Source organism: Halomonas sp. TG39a (assembly GCF_000744395.1).
Lineage (GTDB): Bacteria > Pseudomonadota > Gammaproteobacteria > Pseudomonadales > Halomonadaceae > Vreelandella > Vreelandella ventosae_B.
In genome coordinates this window covers 1,185,529-1,207,087 of the sequence record NZ_JQLV01000001.1, presented here as the reverse complement: position 1 = coordinate 1,207,087, position 21,559 = coordinate 1,185,529, and the positions used below count along the sequence as shown (strand labels likewise).

Genomic DNA, 21,559 nt, shown 5'->3' with positions numbered 1-21,559 from the left:
CAGCTTTGATTTAAAAACTGGCTTCCAACAACAAATTTAGCACCTGCTTATACTGTACTGCCGGACGACGTTTGTCGACTGGCAAGCGCCCCTGAGTGTAGAACAGAACACGCGCTTGCCAGACGTTATGTGGATTGGTCAAAGAGCTCCACCACACCATCATTGGGCATATTAACCACCACACCATCACGACCCAACCCCTTGGCTTTATAACTACCGGCATCGGCCCGCGCCAGGACATCGGCCACGTTGGAGTCAACTTCATCAAAGGTGGTGACACCGATACTGAGCGTCACCATGTACTCTTTACCTTCATGGGTAACAGAGATTTCACTGACCGATTGACGTAATGACTCGGCGATCCTTCTCGCTTGAGCCAGGGTGCAACTGGGCAGCAACACGCCAAACTCGTCTCCTCCCTGACGTGCCACATGGTCGCTGCGGCGAACTTCCCAGGCGACCACCTGGGCAATACGGCGCAGCATTTCATCGCCTAACGCGTGGCCACCTTCATCATTGATAGGCTTGAAGTGGTCCAAATCGAACAACAATAGGGCTGAAGGTGTACTGGTTTTTTGGAAGTCGGCAAAGGCTTCGTCCAGGCGACGCTCGAAACCACGGCGATTCAACAAGCCCGTTAACGGATCATGTTCTGCTTCCCAGCGCTGAATAGCTTCCTGCTCGCGGCGCTCGGTAATGTCTTTTACCACCCCGACCAACCCAAGGGTATGGCCATCCTGGGAAAGCATCACCACACGGGCATGAATATCCAGCCACAGCAGCTCTTTATCGCTGCGCAAAAAACGCAACTGTCGGATGAAATCGCTGCCGCTGTTAAGGCTATGCAGCCACATATCCTTGGCATCGGCGAGGTCGTCACTATGGATCTGGGGCAGCCATGTCTCCATTGGCGCGTCAGCAGAAACCCCCAGCATCTCTAAAAGCGCAGGATTCATATAAGTAATGCTGCCCTTAATATTGGCGACAAACATACCTTGCGGTGCGGCGCTCAACACCGAGTCTAGAAACGCCTCACGCTCTTGAAGATAACCGAGCAATAGCTGCCGTTCTTCTTCTACTCGGTTGAAGGTACCCGCTACCTGCTGCAACTCCTGCATATTCGTCGCCAGGGTTACATTCTCACGATAGCCGAGCCCCACCTCGCCAATTTGCCTTTCCAAATGCTTCAGGGGCGAAAGCACTTGGCCTAACATCCACCACAGCAAAGGCAGCATGGAGAGCGCAAACAGTACCCACAACCACCACAGTTTCTGAATAAAGCTAGCCAGCGGAAGTTGCGCTTGATGAACCGGCAAGTAGAGACCCACCACCCAGCCTGCAGGCCATACCTGAGCATAAGACTGAAGCGCCATTTGACCATTTAATAGTTTGCCTAAACCATCTCCCTCCCAGCCATCCAGCGCAAGGTCTAACCACGGGTTAAATGACTTGTCGGGAACAGGGCCATTAATTAAGGTGCGATCCGGGTGATACAACACTTTCCCTGACGCAGTGGCAATACCCGCATAGCCATTCTCACCCAAACGCACCTTGGCTAAACGGCTGAAGATGCCCCCTGAATCAAGACTAAGAATTCCCCCCACAAAGCCATCGAACTCGCCCTGTTCGGTGAAGCGCGGCACACTTACTAACACCATCGGCATACCGCTCGCCCGCCCTTTAAATGGCTCGCTCACATAGGGCCGACGAGTACCGCGCAACATGCGGAAATACTCAAGCTGTGAGGTTTCCAGCCCTACCCGGCCAACAATGGCGGGCCAATCGGCCACTATTCTCCCCTCGCGATCAGCCACGACAATGCCCTCGAACCAGGCCAGCAAACTATCGTTTTGCTGCAGTTGATAGCTGATCCAAGACGCATCATCGGTGTTACCAATCATTCCGCGTAGGCGCTCCAATGCCTGGAAACGCAGCTCAACCTGTTGAGTGACTTCATCAGCCAGCAGAGTAGCTTCATAGCGCAGGTGCGACATATTGGTTTCTTGCACCATGGTTTTACCCAACTGCCAGGACATGCCCAGCACCAGGGTAACGACCAAAAACCAAGTAGCGGCAAGACCCAGCAGTAGCCGGCCTCTTAATGAGCGGGAAATATGCATTTTTTTCAGCAGGGCAGCCAGACGCACGAGGAGCCCCTGAATCTATAGAATAACGGCAGCATTTGTATCCATTTGCTGTTGTTGGGGGTGATGAGCGTATCGCTCAAGCCACTTCAAACACTAATTTACCAAACTTGTGGCCTAACGAGCGTTTCACTTATCAACTAAGCGTGCCCTTTACATGATCTAGCCTATCACTTAAAGGAGGATGAATTGATTACCCTAGCCAATTAACGTATGTTCGCCCGCCTACTCCTTGTCCTGTTACCTCACTGCGGCCTTATTTATGGCGAAACGAACGGCAGGTTACACATCCTCAGGTATTCGCAAGCTGGCTGCCCTGCCTGCGCTGCTGCCCGAATTTGACCAATTCGTCCGTATAAGTTCACTTAGGCCGCCCCCCGACGCAGTAATTGGCTGGGGGTTAAAGCCCACCAGCGTCCGCGCCAGGCAGTATGCTCAGCGTCGCCAGCTAGCCTATATCGCCTTGGAAGATGGCTTCATACGCTCGTTAGGCTTAGGCGTAAACGGCTTTCAACCGCACAGCATGGTCGTCGATGAAACCGGTATTTATTACGATGCATCGCGACCTTCGGATTTAGAAAACTGGCTCAACTCAGCCACTTTCGACGCTGAGGAGTTAGCCCAAGCAGAGCGCTGTATAGCACTGATTGCCCACTACCGGCTCTCCAAATATAACCACGCCCCAGATCAACCTATTAACAACCGGGGACGCGTGCTGGTTGTTGACCAAACCGCTGGGGATGCCTCTATACACTACGGCGGCGCCAGCGGTAATAGCTTCGATCAGATGCTTGAGGCAGCGTTAGCAGAGCACCCCGACGACGACATCCTGGTCAAGATTCATCCGGATGTGATCGCAGGCAAAAAACAGGGCCACCTGCTTAACGCCGCAGACCACCCGCGCTGTCAGGTAATCGGTGAAGACCTTAACCCCTGGGCGCTATTTGATCAGGTCGACCATGTCTATGTCGTAACCAGCCAACTTGGCTTTGAAGCACTGCTTGCCGGCAAACAGGTGCACTGCTTTGGCATTCCGTTTTATGCAGGATGGGGGCTGACCCATGACCAACTGCCCTGCCACCGACGTCGCACTCAACGCACGTTAACGGAAGTGTTTGCTGCCGCCTATTTACGCTACTGCCGCTACGCCAACCCCTACACCCGGCAGTCCGCCACGCTGGAAGAGACGATTGCCTTAATCGCCGACCAAAAGCGCCAGCAGGAGCGCTACCGGGGCAACTGGCGGGCGTGTGGTTTCTCCTCATGGAAACGGCGCTTTATTGGCGATTTTTTAGGCATCGCCGCCCAAGTGAAGTATGAGCCCGAACTGCCTTCCCACGAGCAGCCCGACGAGCGGCTACTGGTGTGGTCGAGCCGCATTGATGCCGATTTTAAACGTCAGTACGCCCAGCACATGGCCAAGCTGTGGCGCATGGAAGATGGCTTTATCCGCTCGGTAGGCCTGGGGGTGGATCTCACGCAACCGCTGTCACTGGTCATTGACTCTCAAGGCATCTATTACGACCCCAGCCAGCCCAGCGATTTGGAAGCGTTGTTCAACGACACCTCGTTCAGCGACGACCTACTGCTACGCGCCAAGCATCTACGTGAACGGCTAGTGGCACTCAAGCTCTCCAAGTACAATGTACGCGGCACGGCAGATATCGATCTGCCCAAAGGGCGTTACACCATACTGGTGCCCGGCCAGGTAGAGAGCGACGCCTCGATTGCCACCGGCTCTCCGCGCATCAACACCAATAGCGGACTGCTGAGCGCCGTACGAGAAGCACACCCGGATGCCTACATAGTCTACAAGGCCCACCCGGATGTGCTGAGTGGTGCGCGTGTCGGAGCACTCGATACTAACGCTAAACGCCTGTATGATCTGGATGCCAGCGCTATCGACATTGCCACCCTGTTAGAGCGTGTCGATGCCGTGCACACGATGAGCTCCTTAACCGGGTTTGAAGCACTGTTACGTCAGCGAGAAGTCAGCACCTACGGCCTGCCTTTTTATGCTGGCTGGGGGCTAACCCAGGATGCGCTTAGCTGCCCACGCCGTAAGCGCTCACTCTCGCTGGATGCGCTGGTTGCCGGCACCCTGATTCTCTATCCCGGCTATGTAGATCCCACGACCCGCCAGCTATGCAATGCTGAAACCGTCGTCAGCCTGTTGGAACAGGCAAGAGCACAAAAAAACACCCTTACATGGAAACAGCAACTCTACCGCTGTTATCGTAACTTGTTGATCGGAAGGCATTGAGTTGAAGGATCAGAAGCGTGCATTCTTATTTTTGCAGGGCGTATGCTCACCGTTTTACCAGCGTTTAGCCAAGCGCCTGGTCAACGATGGACACCGCGTCGTTAAGGTCAACTTTAATGCGGGCGATATCGTCTACTGGCAGCGCACCCACGGCGAAAGCCACCTGTTCCGTGGCCCCACGTCCGAGTTACCCGGCTATATTAAAGCGCTGTGGGATCAATACGGCATTACCGATCAGGTTGTGTTCGGCGACCGTCGCCCTATTCACCGCCCCGCGGTCGACAATGCCGCTGCAGCCGGTGTTCGCACCCATGTGTTTGAAGAGGGCTACTTTCGCCCCTTCTGGATCACCCTGGAGCGCGAAGGCGTTAACGGCCACTCGCTGCTGCCCCGTGACCCAAGTTGGTTTTATGAGACTGGCAAAGCGCTGCCCGAACCCGCTGCGCCGGTGCGCTTTCGCTCCTCGTTTAAAATTCGCGCAATGCATGATGTCGGCTACCACTTGGCCGGGCTAACCAACCCGCTGGTGGCACCGCACTACCGCAATCATGCGCCGATCACAGCCCCCGTTGAATACGCGGGCTACCTCAAGCGTTTTGCTCAATTAAAGGCGGTTTGGAAAAAGCGCGATGCTGAGCGCATCAAAACGCTGATCGAAAGCCGTCGCCCTTACTTTATGCTGCCGCTGCAGTTGAATAGCGATGCGCAGATTCGCGACCACTCCCCCTACGCCAATATGCAGCAAGTGATGGACGATGTGATGGCCTCGTTTGCCCAGCACGCGCCCAGCGATACACAGCTATGCATTAAGAACCACCCGCTGGATATGGGGCTGGTCAACTACCCCAAGATCATCAAACAGCTTGAAGAGCGCCACGGCCTGCAAGGCCGTATCGTCTATTTGGAGTCGGGGGATCTCAACGCCCTGCTAAAACACGCCAACGGCAATGTGACCGTTAACAGCACCGTGGGCATCGTATCGCTGGAGAAAAACTGCCCCACCTTCGCGCTTAGCGACCCAATCTACAATCTGGACGGGCTGACCTACCAAGGCGACTTAGCGGATTTTTGGCAGCAGCCGCAGCCGCCTAACAGCGAGCTATTTGGCTATTTTCAAAAGACCGTGATGCACGCCGTTCAGGTTAACGGTGGCTACTACTGCCAGCCCGGTATCGATTTAGCCGTAGAGAACGCCGCCCGCATACTCGAAGCCTGCCCGTCGCCGCTGGAGAAGTTACTGTGACAGTTACTGAAACAGCTCCGGAGAGAGCCACTGAGAGCCCCCCAGAGAAAGCCCTTGAGAAAGCCCCTGAGAAAGCAACGGTGAATAAGCCTACTCAGAACCGCTGCGTGCTGATCACCGGCGCCACCGGCGCGATTGGGGGTGCCCTGGCAAACGCTTATGCCACCCCTGGCACCCACTTGGTGTTGCACGGGCGACAGCAGGAGAAGCTAGAGGCACTTGCCGAGACCTGCCGCCAGCAAGGTGCCCAAGTCACGCTCTCAACCATCAACCTGACCGATGATCACACCCTGCAAAGCTGGCTAGCCGAACTCTGCGCTCAGCAGGTGCCGGATATTGTGATCGCCAACGCAGGCAAAAACACCCACCCCCAAGGGCCCGCTATCTTAGAGCCCTGGGCAGACGTGCAAGCGCTGCTGGATATTAACCTGAAAACGCCTATGGCTATGGTGCAGCACCTAGTACCGGCCATGCAGGCCCGCGGCAGCGGCCAGCTGGTGCTGATTAGCTCCCTTGCTGCCTGGCACGGCTTACCCACCACGCCCAGCTATAGCGCCAGCAAGGCGGGTATTAAAGCCTATGGCGAAGGGTTGCGTGGCCTACTCGCGCCCCATGGCATTGGCGTAACGGTGGTTATGCCCGGCTATGTCACCTCACCCATGTGCGAAGCCATGCCCGGCCCCAAACCCTGGGAGTGGCCGCCCGAGCGCGCAGCCAAGGTAATCAAACGCGGCATCACTGCCAACCGCGCACGTATCAGCTTCCCCTTTCCGCTCAATTTTGGTACCTGGTGGCTGGCGGTACTGCCTGCAGGGATTTCTCAATGGTTAATCAAACGCCTGGGCTTTAACCACCCGGGAGACTCGCCCCATGACTAACGCGCTGGTATGGCCGCTGCTCCTGGGGCTATTGATCAGCGGCGTGTTTGAAGCCCTGCTTAGCCCACGACCGCGCCCGTTTTGGCAGCGCGGCCGTGCGGCTAATTGCGTGCATATCGGCTCATGGCTACTGCTTTTCGGCATCTTGGTATTGCTACTTCAGCGCCCCTGGTTTGCGCTGATGGTGTTTCTCTCACTGCAACTGGTCGTCGTGCAGTCGAGCAACGCCAAATCACATACCCTCAACGAGCCGTTTATCTGCCACGACTTCGAGTACTTTTGGGACGCCATTCTGCATCCTCGCCTGTACGTGCCTTTTTTTGGCGTTGGCTTGGCAATCGCCGCCAGCAGCGCCGCTGCCGTTGCGATTGGTGCGTTCTTCTACTGGGAAGGCTCGCTGGTCACCAGCGAGGGCGCTAGCCGCTTTTTAACCACAGTATTGGGATTAATCGCAGCAGGCGCCCTGCTGCTCACCCTCAGCCTACGCAGGTTGCCCCCCATCGCTTTGCGACCCATCGATGATATGCACCGCTTAGGGCTTTTCGCCAGCTTATGGGCTTACGGTGTGGCGCTGATGCGCTCCCCCGTGCCAGCACCTGAGCAGTCCCCCTTTCACGCTTTAACGCCGGTCGCGAGCGCGCATCAAAGCGAGCAGCCACTGCCCAACGTAGTGCTGGTGCAGAGCGAGTCGTTTTTCGACCCGCGCCCCTGGTGTCATGAGGTAAATGCCGACCTACTGCCCGATTTTGATGCCACCCGCGCGAGTGCCAGCCTGCACGGCACATTAAACGTGCCCGCCTGGGGCGCCAACACCGTGCGTACCGAGTGCGCCGTGTTAACCGGCATTGCCCCCAACCAGTGGGGCGCGCGCCAGTTCAACCCTTACCGCACCCTGTCACGCCACCCAATGCCCAGCCTGGCGAGCGCGCTAAAAGCCGCGGGCTATCGCACAGTGTGTGTGCATCCATACTTGGCGAGCTTCTATTTTCGCCACAAGGTAATGCCCCAGTTAGGCTTTGATCAGTTTATAGATATCAATGCCTTCCAGAGCAGCGACAAAAGCGGCCAATACGTTAGTGACCAAGCGGTGGCACGAAAGATTGGACGGCTGCTTGAAGATGACGATAATAGACCGCTATTTGTATTTGTTATCACCATGGAAAATCACGGCCCACTGCATTTAGAAGCTCCACGCCAGGCAACGTTAGCCACCACGCTGCCCCGTGCACCCTGGCCGCTGCCCAACCATTTGCGTGACCTTGCGGTCTATTTGCAGCATTTAAGTGAATCCGACAAGATGTTGGCAGGCGTTAAAAATTCGCTGAATACTGCAAAACGACCGGGGCTGCTAGGCTGGTATGGGGATCATGTACCAATTCTGCCTGAGGCGTATGCACACTTTACGCCTCCTGATAGCCGCACCCCCTACATGGTATGGTCAACGGGTGAGAAGGCAGCCGCAGGTGAGCAGTTGGCGACGGAGCATTATGCAAATAATCATTTTGCAAAAAACCATGTTGCGAAGAACCATTTCGCAAAGAACCATGAGTCACAGGAATTGGCCGCAAACGAACTTGGTGTCCAGTTATTCAAACATGTGTTTGGACACGATATAAGTAACGATGTGATCAAGGCAGAACCAGAACCTCAGGAGCAAGAATGACTAAACGCGTTGCCATCATCGGCGCCGCCCATCGTTTCCCCGGCACCACCCCTGAAACGTTCTGGCAGGACCTGCAAGCCGAAAAAGATTTAGTTACCGAAGTGGCCGCTGACCGCTGGAGCCACGACGTCTACCAGCATCCAGATAAGCGTCACCCCGGCACCAGCGTGACCTTTGCCGCCGGTAGCCTGGGCGATATTAGCGGCTTTGACGCCGAGTTTTTTGGCATTTCGCCCCGCGAAGCGGCCAACATGGATCCCCAGCAGCGCATGCTCCTAGAGCTCGCCTGGGAAGCCATGGAAAATGCCAGCATTCCGCCCAGCTCCCTGCGTGGCAGCCAGTGTGGGGTGTTTTTAGGCGTTGCCAGCCTCGACTACTCTTATCGAATCGCGGACGATTTGGCGGCGATTGATGCCTCCACCGCCACCGGCAACACTTCGAGCATCGCCTCTAATCGATTGTCGTATGTGTTCGACCTACACGGCCCCAGCATGTCGCTGGATACCGCCTGTTCGTCTTCCATGGTGGCCTTTCACCAGGCCTGCCAATCGATTCGCAGTGGTGAAACCACGATGGCGCTGGCGGGCGGTATTAGCCTGCATCTGCACCCTTACGGCTTCATCATCTTCTCCAAAGCCAGCATGCTCTCGCCGACGGGCCGCTGTCAGGTATTTGATGAAGCAGGCAACGGCTATGTACGCTCGGAAGGGGCAGGCATTTTCCTGCTCAAAGATTACGACCAGGCGGTAGCCGATGGCGATGATATTATTGCCGTGGTGGCTGGCTCCGCGGTCAACACCGATGGTCACAAATCCGGCCTGACGGTACCTAACCCCAGCGCTCAGATTGACCTGATGCGCCGCGCTTATCAGCAGGCAGGCATCTCGCCGGACGAGATCGACTACCTGGAAGCCCACGGCACCGGTACCGCCGTTGGTGACCCGATTGAGGCCCGTGCGATTGGCGAAGCGCTTGGCCAGCAGCGTAAAACGCCGCTGCTCATCGGCTCGGTAAAAAGCAACCTGGGCCACCTGGAAACCGCTTCCGGCGTGGCAGGGCTTGCCAAGGCGCTCTACAGCATTCAGCACCGGGAAGTCCCGGCCACGATTGGCATTCGCAAGCTTAACTCGCGCATCAAGTTTGATGAGTGGAATATCTCGGTGGTCACCAAAGGCCAACCGCTGAAAAAACAGGGCCGTTTGGTCATCGGCATTAACTCCTTCGGTTTTGGTGGCGCTAACGCCCACGTTATTCTGGAAAGCCCACCCGAGCGGGTCAAACCCGAACCGCAGGCACCAAACTCACCGCTACCGATTCGCCTTAGCGCCCGCAGCGAAGCCGCGCTCACCCAAAGCGCCGAAACCCTGGCTAGCTATTTGCGTGAAAATGACTTGCGCGAAAACGACAGCGCCAGCTTTTACGATATCGCCTACACGCTGTTTAACCACCGTGACCGGCATAGCCATGGCGCGCTGCTGTTTGCCCAAACCGCGGAAGAAGCCGCTGCAAAGCTGAGCGAATTTGCCGCCGGTGAAGCAAACGGCGTTACTACGCTGGAGCGCCTGCCCACCCCGGTAGGTCCAGTGTTCGTTTACGATGGCAACGGCTGCCAGTGGGAAACCATGGGCCGCGATCTGCTTAATGATTCGCCAGTTTTCGCTGAAGCCATTGATCGCGTTGACGCACTTTTTCAGCAGCACGGTAATTTCTCGCTACGTGCCGAGCTTGAAGGTCGTAATAGTGAACAGGAAAGTGATGACAACCGCTTCGCGCTGACCGAAATCGCCCAGCCTGCGCTATTTGCACTACAGGTAGCGCTGACCGAGTGGCTGCGCGATCAAGGCATTGCCCCCACGGCGGTCTTTGGCCATAGCGTGGGTGAAGTGGCCGCTGCCTGGGCCAGCGGAGCGCTTAGCCTGGAAGATGCGGTAAAAGTGATTTACTACCGCAGTGACTACCAGGGCAAAACCCGTGGCCAAGGCGAAATGACCGCCGTGGCCATGAGCGCCGACGACATCGCCGAGTGGCTCGAAAAGCCCGAGTTCAATCAGGTTTGCCTGGCCGGCATTAACAGCCCCAAAGGCATTACCCTGGCGGGTGATAGCCAACAGCTAGGCATTCTGGAAGCCGCTCTGAGCGAGCAGGATATTTTTGCCAAGCGCCTGCCGCTGGACTATGCCTTCCACAGCCCCGCGATGGACAGTATTGAAGCAGGCGTCATCGATGCGTTAGCCGACATTACCCCACGGGCCACGCAGATCCCCTACTACTCCACCGTGACCGGTGCGCTAAGCGACGGGCTTGAACTGGATGCCACCTACTGGTGGAAAAACATCCGTGAGCCGGTGCTGTTTGACGCCGCCGCTAGCGCGTTAATCGAGCAGGGCAGCAACGTCTTTATCGAGATTGGCGCCCACCCCATTTTGCGCCGCTATCTCAATGAGTCACTCCGCCAAGTGGAACGCCCAGGACTGGTATTTGGCACCATTGAGCGCCATAAACCGGGAATTGAGGGTTTACAACGCTGCCTAAGCCAACTGCTGCTGAGTGGCCTTACCTTGGCTAGCGACCAGTTACCCGTGGTAGGACAGCGCGTGCCGCTACCCCGCTATGCCTGGCAGCGTAGCCACCACTGGGTGCACGGCACCAACGACAGTCAGGGCCTGCTTTCGCGCTACTACCAGCACCCGCTGCTGGGGTACGCGATGGCGCAGCACGAACACACCTGGGAAAGTCAGCTCGACACCCAGCGCCAGCCCTGGCTGGCCGACCACGTCGTGGGTGAAAGTGCGGTGTTCCCTGGTGCCGGTTTTGTGGAACTCACCCTGGCAGCGGCACTGCAGCTAAAAGACACCCCGCTGCTGGATATCGAAGAGCTGGAAATCCGTGCCCCGCTGCTGCTGGATGGCCCCCATGGTCGCGCCATGCGGTTGACCTACCTGCCAGTAGACGGGCGCCTGGAGATCCACTCCCGCGAACCAGCTACCGGCGTTGAGTGGCAGCTAAATGCCGTGGCCCGCACCATGCGCGAAAGCCGTGGCTTTCTGCTCAACCGCACAGCGCCAGTGCTGCCCTCCCGTGCGCCGGACTACACGCTGGCAGACCACTTGGAAATGGCCGAGCGCATTGGCCTGCATTACGGGCCCGCTTTCCAGGCGATTTCCCACGGCTGGATTGAAGGCGATGCGGTAATTGGCGCAATCGCGCTGTCAGACGAAGTTCAAGCGCAGCTCAGCACATTGCACGTGCACCCCGGCATTCTGGATAGCGCCTTCCAAATGTTTATCCCGCTGCTGGCGCAACACAGCGAGTTTGCAACACAGCTCGCCTTCGTGCCGGTTCGCGTGGGACGCATTCAGGTCAACACTCAGGCCGGTGCGCCGGTACTCGCCCGCGCCGTTATGGGCAAGCGTGCGCCGCACTCCTTCACCGCCGACTTTGAGCTGTATGACGCCGCCGGTAATGCCGTCGCCGTTTTAAGCAAAACCCGCTTCAAAGCAATTCGTCTCAACCGCGCCCATCATCAACACTTTAGCTATCTGGATGTGCAGCTCACCCCAGCGCCGCTGCAGCCAGAACCGCTGGCACTGCCCGGCGATGCGCTCGCTCGGCTGGCCGATATCGCGAGCGTTTACGCCGCCAGCACCGGGCAGCGTTACGGCAATGAAGTGGCGCCGCTACTCGACACGCTTAGCGAAGCGTTTGCCCAGCAAAACGCTGTGGTTAAAGACCAAGATCAGGCAACCGATGACGCACAGCACTCGCCAGACGTTATCTGGCAACTGCTGGTGCAGGACTACCCCGACTACTTTGCGCCCATTCACCTGGTGGGCCGCTTAGGGTTTCACCAGCAGGCGTTACGCAGCGGCACAAGTGACCTGGAAGCACTGGGCATTAGCCGCGACCAGTTGGCGCGCTTAAACCGTGTGCTGGTGGGTGAAAGCGGCTGGCAGGCGTTGGCAGGCGAGTTAGCCGAGTTGATCGATGCCCTGATAGCAGAGCTTCCCGCCGGACAGCGCTTGCAACTGCTGGAAGCGGGCCCCAGCGCGCCTGCGTTGGGCGAGCGACTGCTGGAGCGCAGCGCCCAGGCGCTTTACCACGACCTTACCCATTACCGTGTTATCACCACCCTCGATAGCACGCGCCATCAGGCCGAGCAGCTGCAAGAGCGCTTCCCGCTGATGGATATGCAGCACCTGGGGCAAGATGACGCCACCGCGTTGACCGCCCCCACCCGTGTTGAAAAAGCCCAATTGGCGTTTGTCAGCGTGGATATCACCCAGCCTGCCGCTACGCGTCAGTTGATTGAAGCCTTACCTGATCAGCTAGCCCCTGGTGCTCAGGTCATGCTGATCGGCATTGCGCCCAGCCGCTGGTTAGATGATCTGCTGGCCACACCCGGCGTCGATCAAACCGCCCTGGAGCAAGAGACGCTGATCGGCTGGCTCAACGACCAAGGCTTTGTGGTTTCCACGCCGATGGCATTGGAAGAGAGTGACAGCGGCGCTTATTTACTCCACGCCCACTATCCGCTAGATACGCCATCAGTCGACATTGAGGCCAGCGCGGCGCAGCGGCGGCACCTGGTCGTTGCGGATCACAACAGTGAAGCGCTTGCCGCCAAACTGGTCGAGGCCCTGCAACAGCGGGGAGATTCAGCCCTACTCAGCGTTAGCCAAGCCGCCCCCGCTGAACTGCTGGCTCAATCGGCACTCGACAGTCAAGCCGAGCTAACGCTCAATGTGATTGATCTGCGCGGCCTCGGCGCCAGCACCACCGCAGAGCAAACCGCACGCTGTGAGCACGCCCTACAGTGGACGCTAGCCCTGGAGCAGCACGGCCTTGCTGCTTCCCTGTGGCTGGTGACCAACGGCCTGAGCACACTCTGGCAGGCAACGCCTGCCTCCGGCCTTAGCGATAGCGATGTCCCTGGCGATGCGGCCTTATGGGGCTTTGGCCGTTCGCTGGCCAACGAAGCGGTAGGCCATAACGTCTACCTGCTGGATGTACCCGCGGCGGTGAGCGAACCCGCGCTTAGCGCCTGGGCGATGCTGCTTGCCCAACCGGATGGCGAAAACGAAGCGCTGATTGATAACCAGGGCCACCGCTTTGCCACCCGGCTGCGCACCCTGCCAGCGCCCCGCCCAACACAGGCGGAAGCCGCTAAAACCAAGCGATCTCATCAAGCGATGACGCTAGGCTTTGCTATGCCCGGCCAGCTGCGCCAGTTAACCTGGCGCCCGCGCCCGCTACCCGAAGCCAATGCCGACGAAGTGGCCATTCGCGTTAAGGCCACCGGGCTTAACTTCCGCGATGTGATGTACACCCTCGGCCTGCTCTCCGATGAAGCAATTGAGAACGGCTTTGCCGGGCCAACCTTGGGCCTTGAATTTTCAGGCGTGGTAGAAAGCGTGGGTAGCAACGTTACCCACCTAACCCCAGGGCAAGCCGTGGTCGGCTTCGGCCCCGCCAGCTTCAGCGATAAAGTTATCGCCAGCCAGCACGCCGTGGCGCCGCTGCCGGAAGGCATTAGCTTTGCCGCCGCGGCGACAATCCCAACTACCTTCTTTACGGTTTACTACGCGCTTAAGCATCTGGCGCGGGTAGAGCCCGGCGAGAAAGTGCTTATTCACGGCGCTGCAGGCGGCGTGGGGATCGCCGCGCTACAAATCGCCCAGTGGCTGGGGGCCGACATTTACGCCACCGTAGGCTCTGAAGAGAAGCGCGACTTCCTGCGTTTGATGGGGATCGAGCGACTTTACGACTCGCGTTCGCTCACCTTCGCCGAAGAGATCCTTGAAGACACTAATGGCGAAGGCGTCGATGTGGTGCTTAACTCCCTGGCCGGGGAAGCAATCAACCAGAACCTGCGCGCACTGCGCCCGTTTGGCCGCTTCCTGGAACTGGGTAAACGTGATTTCTACGAAAACACCCATATCGGCCTGCGCCCGTTCCGCAACAACTTAAGCTACTTCGGTATCGACTCCGACCAGCTCATGAAGGTGCAGCCCGCGCTCACCCAGCGCCTGTTTGGCGAAATGATGGCGCTGTTTAACGACGGTACTTTAAGCCCGCTGCCATTTACTTCGTTCAGCCACACCCAGGTGATCGACGCCTTCCGCTATATGCAGCAGGCGCGCCAGATCGGCAAAGTCGTGGTGACTTACGAACAGCCCATCGCGCCGCCCCAGAACGAAGTATTGGGCACGGCAACGATGCAGCTGTCCTCGGAGGCCAGCTACCTGGTCACCGGCGGCCTGGGAGGCTTTGGGTTAAGGACTGCCCAGTGGCTGGTAGACAAAGGCGCCCGGCAACTGATACTGCTCAGCCGCAGCGGCGCGGCCAGTGAAGAGGCCCAAGCAGCCATTGCGGCATTTGAACAGCAAGGCGTTACGGTACTCGCCGCCGCCTGCGACATTACCGACCGCGCTGCGCTGGCCGATGTGCTGGAACGCGCCAAGGGCGAGCTCGCGCCGCTGCGTGGCATCGTCCACGCCGCCACGGTGATTGACGACGGCCTTATTCGCAACCTGGATGCCGAACGCATTCAGAAAGTGCTAGCGCCAAAAATCGACGGTGCCCGTCATCTCGATGCGCTCACCCGCGAAAGCGAGCTGGACTTCTTCGTGCTCTACTCGTCGGCCACTACGCTGTTCGGCAACCCCGGCCAGGCTAACTACGTCGCCGCCAACCACTGGCTGGAAGCGTTTGCCGCCAACCGCCGTGCCGCGGGCTTACCGGCCACCTGTGTACGCTGGGGCGCCATTGAAGATGTCGGTTTCCTGGCCCGCAACACCCGCACCCGGGATGCGCTGCAAGAGCGCCTGGGCGGCTCCGCGCTGCGCTCGGAGGACGCGCTGAAAGTACTCGAACAGATGCTGCTGACGCCAGGGCCAAGCCTGGGCGTGCTGGAACTGGAGTGGGGCGCACTTGCCCGCTTCTTACCGACTGCCGAAGCACCGCGCTTTAACGAAATAGCCCGCGCCAGCGACGACGACGGCAGCGCCGATGCCGATGACGACATCAGCGCCCTGCTGGCCGAGCTCTCGCCCGAAGAGTTGCACAGCACGGTCACCGAGCTGTTGCGCGCTGAACTGGCCAGCATTCTGCTGGTGGATGAAGAGAAGCTCGATATTCACCGTTCGGTTTACGATATGGGCTTTGACTCCCTAATGGGGGTTGAACTCATGACCGCTATCGAGAACCGCTTAGGCGTTCAGGTGTCAGTGATGGTGCTCAGTGAAGCATCGACCCTCGACAAACTGGCGGGCGTGCTGATTCAGAAATTGCATCAGCATGACGATGTTGAAGACGCTCCTCAGGATGCGATAGCCTCACTGGCCGCTCAACACGGGGCCGAAGGGTTCACCACCGAGCCTGCGTCTGCCTCCTCATCACCCGCGACCGAGACACCATGACTGCCAAGCGCTCTGAACTGAAACAGCAACTACTGGAAAAAGCACGCCAGCGCACCGCGCCGCGTGCTGCCAGCGCCACCGCTCCCGCCGCCAATGGCCAGGGGAGTGAGCAGCGCACGGTGCCGGAGCGCTTCACGCGTTTTGACGCCCAGCCCGGCTATCAGCAAATTGCCATGATGCGCCAGGCCGCCGACCAGTTAGGCTTGGTCGACCCGTTTTTCAAGGTGCACGAAGGCACCGCCGGGGCGACTAGCGTGATCAACGGGCAGACCTGCATCAACTTTGCCAGCTATAACTACCTTGGCTTCTCAGGCGACCCGCGTATCAACCAGGCCGCCTGCGATGCCGTGGCCCGCTACGGCACCTCGGTTTCCGCCAGTCGTGTGGTCTCCGGCGAACGGCCCATTCATCAGGAGCTGGAACAAGCCCTGGCCACTGCCTACGACGTCGAAGACGCGGTAGTGTTTGTCAGTGGCCATGCCACCAATGTCTCTACGTTGGGCCACCTGCTGGGGCCCAAAGATTTAGTGCTCCACGACGAGTATATCCATAACAGCTCGCTGGTCGGCGCGCAGCTTTCCGGCGCCAAGCGTATGTCGTTTAGCCATAACGACCCCGCCGCGCTGGAAGCCCTGCTGGCCCGCCATCGGCATCAGTTTGAACGCGTGCTGGTGGTGATCGAAGGGCTCTACAGCATGGATGGCGACATCCCTGAGCTGCCGCGTTTTATCGAGCTCAAGCAGCGCTATCAAGCGTGGCTAATGGTCGATGAAGCCCACTCCTTCGGGGTGATGGGCGAAACCGGCCTGGGGCTGCGCGAGCATTTTGATATCGACCCGCGTGATGTGGATATCTGGATGGGCACCATGAGCAAAGCCATGGCTGGCTGCGGCGGCTATATCGCAGGCAGCAAACCGCTGGTGGAAACGCTACGCTACCTCGCCCCCGGCTTTCTCTACAGCGTGGGCATGCCCGCGCAGGTCGCCGCGCCTTCGCTAGCCGCGCTGCAGCTAATGCAGCAAGAGCCCGAACGGGTTCAGCGCCTGCACGCTATTTCGCGCTACTTCCTCGAACAGGCCACTGCCCGCGGGTTAGACACTGGCAATAGCATTGGCGCCGCGGTGGTACCGGTGATTATCGGCAGCTCCGCCGCAGCCGCCCGGCTTTCCAACGCCCTGTTAGAACAACAGATTAACGTACAGCCAATCCTGCACCCGGCGGTACCCGAAAAAAGCGCACGGTTACGCTTCTTTCTCTCCTGTGACCACACCCAGGCACACATTGACCAAACCCTTGATGCACTCACCAGACTACTGCCATAATTTTGTAACGCTTTTCTCGACACAAGGATGATGGCATGGACGTTTTCAACGACCAGGAAAGTGCAGCAACGCCCGCCTGGTACGTTATTCATTGCAAAGGGGGCGAATCATTTCGCGCCGCTGAACACCTCGCCAACCAAGGTTACGAGGTGTTTCACCCGGTGCTGAATAGCCAGCGCAAGCGCCAGGGCAAGCTCACCACGGTGACCGAACCGCTATTCCCCTACTACCTGTTTATCTATTTGGATCAACTGGTCAGTAACTGGCGACCGATTCGCTCCACCCGCGGCGTTCTGCGTTTGCTTACCTTCGGCGATAGGCCCGTCGCCGTACCCTCTCAACTGGTCGAAACCCTGCGTGCGCAGCCGCACCGACAGGAAGGCATTCACAGCTATTTCAGCGCCGGTGAAAAAGTCACCATCACCGACGGCCCCTTCAAAGACCTGGAAGCCATCTTTACCCGCCTTAAAGGCGAAGAACGCGCCATCGTGCTGCTGAATGTACTCAACCGGCCACAGCATCTGGAAATACCGCTAGCCACCTTAAGCAAGAAGTAACGACGCCCCACGCCAATAACGATGCGCTACAATAGGTTTTTATAACCCAGGTTTTTATAACCCAATCATTCTGCATGGAGGCACGGGTGGCAACCTATCAACGCGCGCATATACCTGGCGGCTGCTACTTTTTCACAGTCGTCACCTACGCACGACAACCCCTGTTGGCGGATCGCCTAAATATTAACGCCCTCGGGCGAGCCTTCAGCAGAGTTCGAGAAGAACGCCCCTTCGTCATGGATGCGTTTGTGCTCCTCCCCGACCACCTCCACTGCCTATGGACACTCCCCGAAGGCGACGCCGACTACTCCTCGCGCTGGAGGGACATCAAAAAATACGCCTCGCAGGAATTTCTATTTCCACCCGGCACCCAGAACGCCTGGCAGCGCGGCTTCTGGGAACACGTCATTCGCGACGACAACGACTGGCAGCAGCATATGGATTACATCCATTACAACCCCGTCAAACACGGCTGGACGAAAGCCCCACGCGATTGGGAATGGTCGAGCTTTCGACAATGCGTACAGAAAGGCTGGTACGACCCCGACTGGGGCACCCAACAAGTACCCGATGTCGCCGACATGAATTGGGAATAAAGCCCCCGTGGCGCGTGGTAACGAGTCTCGCGAGGCAAGAGCAAATGAAGTACCCGCGGGTGGCGGAGGAACGACGCCCTGTGGCGCGGAATCAACCCGGCACCGCTGCGCGCTGCTCCCGCGGGTGCGCTAACGCTTACGCCGCGCTAGGAAAATCCAAAGGTTCAGCTTCGAGCACGCACCGTAGCGCGTGGTAACGAATCTCGCGAGGCACGAGCGAATGAGGCACCCGCGGGAGGCGGCGCAAGCCGCCCAATGGCACCCAACCAAACCCCAGCAATGCTGCGCGCTACTGCTTCCGTGGGGTCATCAAACTTATGTAAAGATAACAAATTGCAAAATGTCAGCCACAAGTTAGGTCAGCAGCAATCAAAATAACGACAAAAATCTTGATGTAGTTGTTGAAAGCGTACGGCCGTTAAAGAGCCATATTTCTTTACAACAACCTGCTTTGAAATGACAAATGTTTTTCGTACCATAATTTTAGAACGCTTTGGCAGACCACCTTCTCCTAAATCAGCTTCTTCAAGCAGTGACTCATCTTCATGCAGCCTATGTAATTGGCTACTGACAGGAACCCCAACAAAATCATCAAAAGGCAGATTATCCTTAAAAACGATCACAGGCCTGAGTTTGCGCTGTTTGGAGTCGGAGAAGTAGAACTCACACAACACAAGTTCACCTCGCCTCACTTCCATATTGCGTCCTCAGCTGCACTGCTCCACTCATCTACCAATCCCGCTGAATGTTCAGAAAATGCTCGCAGATCCGAGCTTTCGGAGTCATCTTCCAGCAAGATAACAACACGCGCATGTCTGTTGGCAAGCGCCTTGTACTCGTCAGGAATATTGACCACCCCATTCTGGATATCGGTTTCAAATTCAATCGCGTACATCACACCCCCTTTTGCTCACATATCTTGACTGACCATTGGACACCTTTTTTATTATAAATTCGAGCATTACCACACTCCGCTGCGCGCTGCCCCACGGATGCGCTTTAGGCTTACCTGGCGCTACAAGGTTTGTGCACGATCGAAAAACCGAGGAACGGTGGTGACGACCTTAAATTAATATTTATTAAGGTAAAGCTAATCTACAACCCGGACTTCTCTAAGGATGGGCACTTCGACTCTACTAAGTCCACCCAACCTCCATCCCTCAACGGGGCTACTGCCATCTGTACCCCCGAATGCCCCCCAAACCACTCGAAACGTGGTTGCGTACAAAGCCCCATCTCCCATAACGATGTTCGCATCCATATGAAAGCGACGCTTCTGCTCTTGCATTAATTCATCATCAAGCTCGGTTATTATTTCAATATCCGCGATACCGTTCTCTTTGCACGCCTCATGAAAAGCAGCAAACTTTTCATCATAATAGGGATCTGGTTCTATTTTTCGATAATGCATTGCAAGGTGTCTGTCTTTATCACCATCACAGATCGCCTGAACAGCAGCATTCACCATCCCTGTTGCTGTCTCGCTAAACACTTCCTCCTCCGCCAAGGCAGAGGAAGATAGCAGCAGAGCAAAAGCCGTAGCAGACAAAATAGAGGTTAGCTTTATTTTTTGTATCATTCCCATTTCCCTTTTGTTGTTAAGCTATTGTTGATCCCAGCCCGACTTCAAACTTAGCATCACAAGTGCCCCTCTACTGACTACGACCCCGTACTTTTCAACACCCCCGCTAACAGCGCTTTAGCGTTTTCAATCAATTCATCCAGGTGCTGCTCACCTTTGAAGCTTTCGGCATACACCTTATAAAGCGATTCTGTGCCACTTGGCCGAGCGGCAAACCAACCGTTTTCGGTGGTGACTTTGATACCACCAATGGCGGCACCATTGCCGGGCGCATTGACCAACACCGCAGTAATCGGATCACCAGCAAGCTGCTGCTCAGTCACACTCTCGGCGGTCAGTTTCTTGAACGCTGCCTTCTCTTCCGGTGAACAAGCCGTATCCACACGCTTATAGAAAGGCTCGCCGAAACGCTCAGTCAGCGTGCGGTAGTACTCGCTAGGCGTCTTACCGGTCACCGACATGATTTCAGCCGCCAGCAAACACAGCACGATGCCATCTTTATCGGTGGACCACGCCTTACCGTCACGGGTTAGCAAACTAGCGCCAGCGCTCTCTTCACCACCAAACGCCAGCCAGCCCTGGTGCAGGCCCTCTACAAACCACTTGAAGCCTACCGGCACCTCATAAAGCTCGCGCTGGTGGGAAGCCACTACTCGGTCGATCATGGAGGACGACACCAGCGTCTTGCCAATTTTCAGGCTAGCCGCCCACGCCGGGCGATGAGTAATCAGGTAATCGATGCACACGGCCAAAAAGTGGTTCGGGTTCATCAAGCCGTTGGCATCGACAATACCGTGGCGGTCGGCATCCGGGTCGTTACCAAAAGCGATATCGAAGCGGTCTTTAATGTTGAGCAGATTGGCCATCGCCGCCGGGCTCGAGCAGTCCATGCGGATCTTGCCGTCGTGGTCCGGCGGCATAAACGCAAACTCAGCATCGATAGTGGTATTCACCACCTCAAGATTAAGGTTGTAGTGTGCCGCTATCGCCTGCCATACCGGCAGCGCGGTGCCACCCATGGGGTCAGCGCCTAAGGTCAGGTTGGCCTCCTGAATCGCGGCGATATCGACGACGCTGCCCAATTTGGCAACATAGTGTGCGGTGAAATCGTACTCTTGGGCGTGGGCAATCGCCTCGTCAACCGGCACCGTAGGCACATCTTCCAACTGGCGCAGCAGGTAAGCGTTGGCGCGCAGCTCAATCCAGCCGGTGGCATCGGTATCCGCGGGGCCGCCGTGGTGCGGGTTGTACTTAATGCCGCCATCTTCCGGCGGATTATGCGAAGGCGTGATGATTAAACCATCCGCAAGTGCCACATCCGGCGCTGCCTGACCCTCTGGTTGATTGTGGTGCAAAATCGCCTGACTAATCAGCGGTGTCGCCGTGTAACCGTGATCCTTCTCGACGAATACTGGTACCCGGTTCGCGGCCAGCACTTGCAGTGCGCACTCCCAGGCGGGGCGCGAAAGCGCATGGGTATCGAAACCTAAAAAAAGCGGCCCCTGATAGCCCGCCTCACGCCGGTAGTCGACCACTGCCTGGGTAATGGCGTAAATATGCGAGGCATTAAAGGTACGCTCGCTGGAGCGGCCACGATGGCCAGAGGTGCCAAACGCTACGCGTTCCTTGACCTCGCTAGCACTCGGTTTTTCATCATAAAAAGCGCTTGTGACAACATCCATTTACGTCTCCCTTGCTCTATTTAGCCACGTATTGATTGGTTCCGTATTCAAACAAGATAGTTTACACGCAGCAACTTATGGTGTGCTACGTAGATATACGAAACCGATGGATGGGGAAAGCCCAGCTGACCATTTGGCGACCATGTTCAGCTAAACCTATACTGTGATTGTCAGACACACTAGACGCATTAGCCATGGTTAAAGAGACGAA

General features: G+C 57.2%; 13 protein-coding genes. 8 read left to right on the top strand and 5 right to left on the bottom strand.

All coding sequences use genetic code 11. From position 1 onward, the window contains the following. Window positions 1-125: 125 nt before the first annotated feature. Window positions 126-2,147, bottom strand: coding sequence for a diguanylate cyclase (locus U738_RS05245; protein WP_035578018.1), 2,022 nt, complete (start codon window positions 2,145-2,147; stop codon window positions 126-128). Window positions 2,148-2,406: 259 nt separating this feature from the next. Here U738_RS05245 and U738_RS05240 point away from each other — a divergent pair, with 259 nt between their 5' ends. The 8 genes from U738_RS05240 to U738_RS05205 all read left to right on the top strand — a co-directional run bounded on the left by U738_RS05240 (window position 2,407) and on the right by U738_RS05205 (window position 18,084). Then, window positions 2,407-4,407, top strand: a complete 2,001-nt coding sequence (locus U738_RS05240) for a capsular polysaccharide biosynthesis protein (RefSeq protein WP_035578016.1) — start codon at window positions 2,407-2,409, stop codon at window positions 4,405-4,407. Between the two features lies 1 nt (window position 4,408). Next, window positions 4,409-5,650: a capsule biosynthesis protein gene (locus U738_RS05235; protein WP_035578014.1), complete on the top strand. Its 1,242-nt coding sequence runs from the start codon at window positions 4,409-4,411 to the stop codon at window positions 5,648-5,650. Window positions 5,651-5,730: 80 nt separating this feature from the next. Further along, window positions 5,731-6,528, top strand: coding sequence for an SDR family NAD(P)-dependent oxidoreductase (locus tag U738_RS05230; protein ID WP_035583194.1), 798 nt, complete (start codon window positions 5,731-5,733; stop codon window positions 6,526-6,528). Beyond that, window positions 6,521-8,191, top strand: a complete 1,671-nt coding sequence (locus U738_RS05225) for an LTA synthase family protein (RefSeq protein ID WP_035578012.1) — start codon at window positions 6,521-6,523, stop codon at window positions 8,189-8,191. Before U738_RS05230 ends, U738_RS05225 begins: the two co-directional genes overlap by 8 nt. Further along, a complete protein-coding gene (locus U738_RS05220; RefSeq protein WP_035578011.1) occupies window positions 8,188-15,609 on the top strand; it encodes a type I polyketide synthase in 7,422 nt (2,473 codons plus the stop codon). The genes U738_RS05225 and U738_RS05220 overlap by 4 nt, the downstream gene beginning before the upstream one ends. After that, window positions 15,606-16,931 (top strand): aminotransferase class I/II-fold pyridoxal phosphate-dependent enzyme, encoded by a 1,326-nt coding sequence (locus U738_RS05215; protein ID WP_035578009.1) that lies wholly within the window; start codon window positions 15,606-15,608, stop codon window positions 16,929-16,931. The genes U738_RS05220 and U738_RS05215 overlap by 4 nt, the downstream gene beginning before the upstream one ends. A 35-nt stretch (window positions 16,932-16,966) precedes the next feature. Next, window positions 16,967-17,488, top strand: coding sequence for a transcription/translation regulatory transformer protein RfaH (gene rfaH, locus U738_RS05210; protein ID WP_035578007.1), 522 nt, complete (start codon window positions 16,967-16,969; stop codon window positions 17,486-17,488). A gap of 86 nt (window positions 17,489-17,574) precedes the next feature. Beyond that, window positions 17,575-18,084 carry an REP-associated tyrosine transposase gene (locus U738_RS05205; protein WP_035578004.1) on the top strand — a complete coding sequence of 170 codons (510 nt, stop codon included), beginning with the start codon at window positions 17,575-17,577 and terminating at the stop codon, window positions 18,082-18,084. 359 nt (window positions 18,085-18,443) lie between these two features. Here the strand turns inward: U738_RS05205 and U738_RS05200 are convergent, their stop codons facing one another. From U738_RS05200 to pgm, 4 genes are all read right to left on the bottom strand, one after another. After that, entirely contained in the window at window positions 18,444-18,782 is a 339-nt protein-coding gene (locus U738_RS05200; RefSeq protein WP_035578002.1) for a type II toxin-antitoxin system PemK/MazF family toxin, read from the bottom strand. After that, a complete protein-coding gene (locus U738_RS05195; protein WP_035578000.1) occupies window positions 18,773-18,979 on the bottom strand; it encodes a hypothetical protein in 207 nt (68 codons plus the stop codon). The genes U738_RS05200 and U738_RS05195 overlap by 10 nt, the downstream gene beginning before the upstream one ends. Window positions 18,980-19,174: 195 nt before the next feature. Then, window positions 19,175-19,663, bottom strand: coding sequence for a hypothetical protein (locus U738_RS05190; protein WP_035577998.1), 489 nt, complete (start codon window positions 19,661-19,663; stop codon window positions 19,175-19,177). Window positions 19,664-19,743: 80 nt separating this feature from the next. Continuing rightward, the gene (gene pgm, locus U738_RS05185) at window positions 19,744-21,348 is read right to left on the bottom strand and encodes a phosphoglucomutase (alpha-D-glucose-1,6-bisphosphate-dependent) (protein WP_035577996.1); all 1,605 of its coding nucleotides are present in this window, start codon (window positions 21,346-21,348) and stop codon (window positions 19,744-19,746) included. Window positions 21,349-21,559: the final 211 nt, after the last annotated feature.